The sequence below is a fragment of the Streptomyces silaceus genome (genome assembly GCF_001419745.1).
Classification (GTDB): domain Bacteria; phylum Actinomycetota; class Actinomycetes; order Streptomycetales; family Streptomycetaceae; genus Streptomyces; species Streptomyces silaceus.
In genome coordinates this window covers 1-7,335 of sequence record NZ_LIRJ01000465.1, presented here as the reverse complement: position 1 = coordinate 7,335, position 7,335 = coordinate 1, and the positions used below count along the sequence as shown (strand labels likewise).

At 71.8% G+C, this 7,335-nt stretch carries 7 protein-coding genes; 6 read left to right on the top strand and 1 reads right to left on the bottom strand.

The window, feature by feature from the left end; all coding sequences use genetic code 11:
* The 6 genes from AOK22_RS34175 to sucD all read left to right on the top strand — a co-directional run.
* Positions 1-322 (top strand): DUF5682 family protein (locus tag AOK22_RS34175; protein WP_244165218.1); only part of this gene is annotated, 322 nt, incomplete at its 5' end.
* Entirely contained in the window at positions 319-1,500 is a 1,182-nt protein-coding gene (locus AOK22_RS34170; RefSeq protein ID WP_055702599.1) for a vWA domain-containing protein, read from the top strand. The genes AOK22_RS34175 and AOK22_RS34170, both read left to right, overlap by 4 nt.
* A gap of 864 nt (positions 1,501-2,364) precedes the next feature.
* Entirely contained in the window at positions 2,365-2,625 is a 261-nt protein-coding gene (locus tag AOK22_RS41650; RefSeq protein WP_157872367.1) for a hypothetical protein, read from the top strand.
* Positions 2,626-2,862: 237 nt separating this feature from the next.
* Positions 2,863-4,044 (top strand): hypothetical protein, encoded by a 1,182-nt coding sequence (locus AOK22_RS34160; protein WP_055702597.1) that lies wholly within the window; start codon positions 2,863-2,865, stop codon positions 4,042-4,044.
* 302 nt (positions 4,045-4,346) lie between these two features.
* A complete protein-coding gene (gene sucC, locus AOK22_RS34155) occupies positions 4,347-5,525 on the top strand; it encodes an ADP-forming succinate--CoA ligase subunit beta (RefSeq protein WP_055702596.1) in 1,179 nt (392 codons plus the stop codon).
* A gap of 21 nt (positions 5,526-5,546) precedes the next feature.
* Positions 5,547-6,431, top strand: a complete 885-nt coding sequence (sucD, locus tag AOK22_RS34150; RefSeq protein WP_055702595.1) for a succinate--CoA ligase subunit alpha — start codon at positions 5,547-5,549, stop codon at positions 6,429-6,431.
* Positions 6,432-6,524: 93 nt separating this feature from the next.
* On the opposite strand, the gene AOK22_RS34145 is transcribed toward sucD, so the two are convergent.
* On the bottom strand, positions 6,525-7,335 hold an 811-nt coding region (locus tag AOK22_RS34145), incomplete at its 5' end, for a SigE family RNA polymerase sigma factor (RefSeq protein ID WP_055702594.1).

The window sequence follows — 7,335 nt, the reverse complement described above, 5'->3', positions numbered from 1 at the left end:
GCTCGTGCACGCCGAGCGGCTCCTCGGGCTGGTCGACGACTGGCTGTGCGGGGTGTCGGACGCGGCCTTCGTCGACGTACTGCCGCTGTTGCGGCGCACTTTCTCGGCGTACGAGCCGGGCGTGCGGCGGACGTTGGGCGAGCTGGTGCGGCGGGAGACGGCCGGGGCGGGGACCGCGGTGGGCGGAGGCGGTGTGCCGGGCTTCGGCGGGGAGCTCGACGCCGTGCGCGCGGACGCCGTCGAGCCGGTCGTGCGGCTGCTGCTCGGGCTGCCCGCGGAGACGGACAGCGACAGGGACGACCTTGCGGGGGTGGCGGGATGACCGGGATGGCCGGAGGGACCGATGAGCGGCTGCGGCGGTGGCGGCTCGTGCTCGGCGGCGACGGCGGCGGCGACGGGACGGGGTGCGCGCTCGCCGGGCGGGACGCGGCGATGGACGGCGCGCTCACCGCGCTGTACGGGGGAGGGGACGACAAGGGCGGCCGGCAGCGGGAGCGTTCGGCGGGGCTCGGGGCCTCGGCGCCGTCCGTGGCGCGCTGGCTCGGGGACATCCGGACGTATTTCCCCTCGTCCGTCGTCCAGGTCATGCAGCGCGACGCCATCGACCGGCTGGGGCTCTCCACGCTGCTCCTGGAGCCCGAGATGCTGGAGGCCGTCGACGCGGACGTGCACCTGGTGGGCACGCTCCTCTCGCTGAACAAGGCCATGCCGGAGACGACCAAGGAGACCGCGCGCGCCGTCGTGCGCAAGGTCGTCGACGACCTGGAGAAGCGGCTCGCGACGCGGACCCGTTCCACGCTCACCGGCGCGCTCGACCGCAGCGCTCGGATCAGCAGGCCGCGCCACCACGACATCGACTGGAACCGCACGATCGCGGCGAACCTCAAGAACTACCTGCCGGAGTACCGCACGGTCGTCCCCGAGCGTCTCATCGGGTACGGGCGGGCGTCCCAGTCCGTGAAGAAGGAGGTCGTCCTCTGCATCGACCAGTCGGGGTCGATGGCCGCGTCCGTCGTCTATGCCTCGGTGTTCGGTGCCGTGCTGGGGTCCATGCGCTCGCTCGACACGCGGCTCGTCGTCTTCGACACGAACGTCGTCGACCTCACCGACCAGCTCGACGACCCGGTCGACGTCCTGTTCGGCACCCAACTGGGCGGCGGGACCGACATCAACCGGGCGCTGGCGTACTGCCAGTCGCAGATCACCCGGCCCGCCGACACGGTCGTCGTCCTCATCAGCGACCTCTACGAAGGGGGCATACGCAACGAGATGCTGAAGCGGGTCGCGGCGATGAAGGCGTCCGGGGTGCAGTTCGTGACGCTGCTCGCGCTCTCCGACGAAGGGACGCCCGCGTACGACCACGAACACGCGGCGGCGCTCTCGGCGCTGGGTGCGCCGGCGTTCGCCTGTACGCCGGACCTCTTCCCGGAGGTGATGGCCGCGGCGATCGAAAGGCGCCCTCTTCCCATACCGGACACGAGCGTGGGGAACCGGACATGAATGCGCATCGGTAACAGGGGGCTTGCGCTCCGGCGGGCGTCCCGTGCGAGGATCGACGCGCTTCCCCCGGAGCGGTGGGTTCCGCCTCACTCCACGGCTACTCAGTCCCACTCCGCCGTGCTCGGTCCCACTCAGTCCTGCTGAGTCCCGCTCAGTCCGCCCCGTTTCCGTTTCCCAGAGGACTTCTTCGTCTTGACGTCAGTCTCCGCGGCTGCGGCCGTTCCGTCCGGTGCTGTGGTGCGCTTCGTGCGCGCGGCGGCCGGGCGGCGTGCGCTGCAAGTGGTGCTGGTGCTGGGGGGCTTGCTCGCGCTCGGTCTGCTCTTCGGTGGGCGGGCGCAGGCGGCGGACGGGCTCGTGGGCGATGGTGACGCGGTGCCGGCGGGGCAGACTCAGCCCTTGAAGCGGGCGACGGAGTCGGTCTCCGAGCCAGCCGCCACGCCCGTTGCCGGGTCGGCCGCCGAGCCTGTCGCTCGTACGGTGCGGCATGCCGCGGAGCCGGTGACGGAACCGGCCGTACGTCCCGCTGCACGCCCCGTCGTGCGTCCCGCCGTACGCCCCGTCGTGCGTCCCGTCCGTGACGTCGTGAACGGAGTCGCCGGGTCCCTGGACAAGGCGCCGGATCCGGCGGGGCTGCTTCCCGATCGGGGGGCGTTGCCCGGTTCGGGTGACGGTGACGGTGCCGGGCGGGGCAGCGGTGCGGAACCCGTTCCCGGACACGAGGAAGCGAAGTCGCCGGGCACGGCGGGCAAGAGCGGTGACGCGGCGTCGGAGCGGGAGCGGGAGCGTCAGGATGAGCGCCGGCCGGTCGGTCCGCGAGTCGACTCCGCCCTGGCGAGCGCGAGTTGGTGGGCCGATGGTCAGTCGGTGCGCCACGGCGACGCCCGCAGTGGCCCCGTCGCGGGCGAGTTCGGCACCGGACGCCCGTCCCTTCCCGTACCCGCGTCGCCGGGCGGGAGCGTCGTCAACGCGACGGCGAGTGACGGGGGTTCCTCGCGGCACGGCGATCTGCACGCCGCCGCGTTCGGCGGCCGGGCGCCGGTCCGGCACCTGTCCGGTCCCGGGCTCGGCCCGGACCACGCACCCACCCGCGACAGACACCGGGACATCCCCGAATTCCCTGGCTAGGGCAGCCCTTTCCCCGCGACGACCTGCCGCGCGGGGGCGGAACAGGTCTGCCCGCCGGTCACCGGACATCCCTCATCACTGGATCTCCGTAGGACATCCTGGATCTCCGTAGGACCGGATTCAAAGCCAGAGCTCGACGCCGACACGTCAGTCGACAGATGAGTCGACACGTCAGTCGACACGTCATCGGACGGTCGGACGGTCGCCGGGCTCGCATTCGAAGGATCCGACGCAAGCATGAACAAGAACATCCGCCGTTCCATCGTCATCGCCGCCGGTGTCACCGGCGCCTGGGCGCTCGGCTCCGCCGTCGCCAGCGCGGACGAGCTGCCCCAGCACTCCATCGCCGTGCCGGACCAGGCGTCCGACACCGTCGCGGACGTCAAGGGCGGTGCCGACGACGTCAAGGGCGCCGTCGACGAGATCAAGGGTGGTGTCGACGGCGCCAAGAGCGACGTCGCCGAGGTGGACGTCACCAAGGCCCGGGGCGCCACCGAGAGCAAGATCTCCGAGGTCGCCGAGGGCAAGATCTCCGAGGTCAAGGAGAAGGCGTCCGACGCGCGCGGCACCGTCGCCTCCGTCGACCGCGACCAGGCGCATGACCAGGTGCGGGACCTGTCGCGGGACAAGGTGCGGGACCTGTCGCAGGACGTGCCGCTGGACCTGCCGCAGGACCACGTCCAGCGGCACGTCCAGGCCCCGGACGCTCCCGTCGACGCCCCCGACTCCGTGGCCGACGTCGACTACCTCTTCGGGCCCCTCTCCGCCTTCGCCCCCGACCTGGAGCAGGCCCTGGGCCGCGCGGCCCAGGGCCCCGGTCACGCCCAGGACGTCGCCGGCACGGCCACGGCCACCGCCACGGGGGCGGCCGCCGACGTCACCACCGACGCCTCCCCGGTCGTCGACCAGACCGCCGCGTCCGTGCTGCCGCCCGTCGCCGCCACCGCCGTCGACGGCGTGCTGCCGGTCGCCGGGCAGGCCGTCGGTGACGTGTCGTACCTCGCGCAGGGCGTGGTCGGCGACGTGCAGCCGTTCGCCGGCGGGGTCGTCGGGGAGGTCCCGCCGTTCGCGCAGGCGGTCGTCGGCGAGGACGTGCGGCCGTTCGCGGGCGGCGTCGTCGGCTCGGTCACGCCGCTCGTGCAGAGCGTCACGGACCAGGTGCGGCCGGTCGTGGAGGGCGTGGGCGGCAGCGCGTACGGGCTGACGCAGGGCGTCACCGGGGACGTGCGGCCGTTCGCGGGCGGTGTCGTCTCGCAGGTGCAGCCGTTCGCGCAGGACGTGGCCGGCACGGTCGCCCCGGACGCCCAGGCGCTCGCGGGCAACGCCGTCGCCGGCGTCCAGGGTGTGACGGGCGACATCACGCCGGACTACCTGCCCACCCACGACGCCGTCGCCTCCCAGGCCCCGTACACCGCCTGAGAGACCGGCTGATCGCTGGAGCAACGTGAGCAAACGGGCGGCCCCCGACGCAGCGGGGGCCGCCCCTTCTGCCGCCAGCCCGGGCGCGGCGGACACGATCTGTGACCGTCATCACCGCCCAAATGTGATCTGCAATTTAGGGACCTACGTCCTGCGGCGATAACCTGCGGGACGGACATGCCGCGTAATGGACTCCGTCCTACGCCTCCCCTGTGACAGCGCAGTCACGTTGCCCTCCGCGGCACGCCCACGCAGACAGCTGACCGCAAAGCAGCGAGATCACGGATAAGGGACGGACGCGCGTGGACCTGTTCGAGTACCAGGCGAGGGACCTCTTCGCCAAGCACGGTGTACCGGTGCTGGCCGGTGAAGTCATCGACACGCCTGAGGCGGCGCGCGAGGCCACCGAGCGGCTTGGCGGCAAGTCGGTCGTCAAGGCGCAGGTGAAGGTCGGTGGCCGCGGCAAGGCCGGCGGCGTGAAGCTGGCGGCGAACCCCGACGAGGCCGTCGCTCGCGCGACGGACATCCTCGGGATGGACATCAAGGGCCACACGGTCCACAAGGTGATGATCGCCGAGCTGTCCCCGGAGATCGAGGCGGAGTACTACGTCTCGTACCTCCTCGACCGCACCAACCGCACCTTCCTCGCCATGGCGTCGGTGCAGGGCGGCATGGACATCGAGGAGGTCGCGGAGAAGACCCCCGAGGCCCTCGCGAAGGTCCCGGTCAACGCCGTCGAGGGCGTCACCATCGAGAAGGCCCGCGAGATCGTCGCGCAGGCGAAGTTCCCGGCCGAGGTGGCCGAGAAGGTCGCCGAGGCCATGGTGACCCTGTGGGACACCTTCGTCGCCGAGGACGCGCTCCTCGTCGAGGTGAACCCGCTGGTGAAGACCAAGGACGGCCGCATCCTGGCCCTGGACGGCAAGGTGTCCCTGGACGCCAACGCCGACTTCCGTCAGCCGGAGCACGAGGCGCTCGAGGACAAGGACGCAGCCAACCCGCTCGAGGCTGCTGCCAAGGCCAAGAACCTCAACTACGTCAAGCTCGACGGCGAGGTCGGCATCATCGGCAACGGCGCCGGCCTGGTCATGTCGACCCTGGACGTCGTCGCGTACGCCGGTGAGAACCACGGCGGCGTGAAGCCCGCCAACTTCCTCGACATCGGTGGCGGCGCCTCCGCCGAGGTCATGGCGAACGGCCTGGAGATCATCCTCGGCGACCCGGACGTCAAGTCCGTCTTCGTCAACGTCTTCGGTGGCATCACCGCGTGCGACGAGGTCGCCAACGGCATCGTGCAGGCCCTTGAGCTGCTCGCCTCGAAGGGCGAGAAGGTCGAGAAGCCGCTGGTCGTGCGCCTCGACGGCAACAACGCGGAGCTGGGTCGCAAGATCCTGAGCGACGCCAATCACCCGCTCGTGCAGCGCGTGGACACCATGGACGGCGCGGCCGACAAGGCCGCCGAGCTCGCGGCCGCGAAGTAAGGGACGAGGGAAAGAACAGCCATGGCTATCTTCCTCAACAAGGACAGCAAGGTCATCGTCCAGGGCATGACCGGTGCCACGGGCATGAAGCACACCAGGCTCATGCTGGGTGACGGCACCAACATCGTCGGCGGCGTGAACCCGCGCAAGGCCGGCACGTCCGTCGACTTCGACGGCACCGAGGTCCCGGTCTTCGGCACCGTCGCCGAGGCGATGGAGAAGACGGGCGCCAACGTCTCCGTCCTCTTCGTCCCGCCGGCCTTCTCCAAGGCCGCCGTCGTCGAGGCGATCGACGCGGAGATCCCCCTCGCCGTCGTCATCACCGAGGGCATCGCCGTCCACGACTCCGCCGCCTTCTGGGCGTACGCGAAGGCGAAGGGCAACAAGACCCGCATCATCGGCCCGAACTGCCCCGGTCTCATCACCCCGGGCCAGTCGAACGCCGGCATCATCCCGGGCGACATCACGAAGCCGGGCAAGATCGGTCTCGTGTCCAAGTCCGGCACGCTGACCTACCAGATGATGTACGAGCTGCGTGACATCGGCTTCACCTCCGCCGTCGGCATCGGTGGCGACCCGGTCATCGGCACCACGCACATCGACGCGCTGGAGGCCTTCGAGGCCGACCCCGACACCGAGCTGATCGTGATGATCGGTGAGATCGGCGGCGACGCGGAGGAGCGCGCGGCGGACTTCATCAAGGCCAACGTGACGAAGCCGGTCGTCGGCTACGTCGCCGGCTTCACCGCGCCCGAGGGCAAGACCATGGGCCACGCCGGCGCCATCGTCTCCGGCTCCTCCGGCACGGCGCAGGCGAAGAAGGAGGCCCTCGAGGCCGCCGGCGTCAAGGTCGGCAAGACGCCGACCGAGACGGCGAAGCTGGCGCGCGCCATCCTGGCGGGCTGACCCAGCCTCTGACAGTGGGCCCGCACCTCGTGAAGAGGTGCGGGCCCACTGTCGTTCCTCGCCGCCGCGCCGTGAGGGCTGGTCGCGCCCCCGCTACTCCGGCTGCGGCGTCAGGCGTTCCGGGCCGTTCGGGAGCTGCGTGCGGAGTTTCGCGCGCAGCTCTTCGTCCTCGTACGACAGCGGTCCCGGGCCCATGCGGGGCGGTACGCCGCTGATCGCCTTGCCCGGGGACTGCGGGGGCTCGTAGTGCGTCGGGGCCGTCTTCAGGGTCAGGGCCGTCGCCCCGATGATCAGCGTCGTGAACGCGATCGCCGCGCGGGTCCAGAAGCGGGCCCGGTGCTCGCTCCCGGTGCGCACGCGGTCCGCCCTCGGCGTCCGCAGCTTCTCGGCGCCGCCGACCTCGCCCAGGCGCCGGTGCAGCGCCTCGGGGGTCGACAGGTCGGGCAGCTTCGCCGCGATGGCCTCGCGCGCGTGCAGCAGACGGTTCGCGGCGGCGGGTGTGCTCGCCTCCGTCTCGGCCGCGGTCTCGGGCAGGTCCAGGCCGACGCCGTCGTACAGCAGCAGGGTGCGGCGCTGCGCGGGCGGCAGGTCGAGGAGTACGTCGAGGAAGGCGCGGTCGGCCGGTTCGGCGGGCGGGGCGTCCGGGTGGCGCTGGCTGGGGCGGAAGCGGTGCCAGGGGGACATCGCGTACTCGTACGCCGCGGCGCGGACCCAGCCGGCGGGGTCGCGGTCGACGGCCACCTCGGGCCAGCGTTGCCACGCCGTCTGGAAGGCGCGCTCCACGGACTCCTGGGCGAGGGCCCTGCGGCCGGTGAGCAGGTAGGTCTGGCGGACCAGGGTGGGCGCCGTGCGGGCGCAGAGGGCGTCGAAGGCCTGCGCGGGGGTGAGGGGGGCGGCGTCCTCT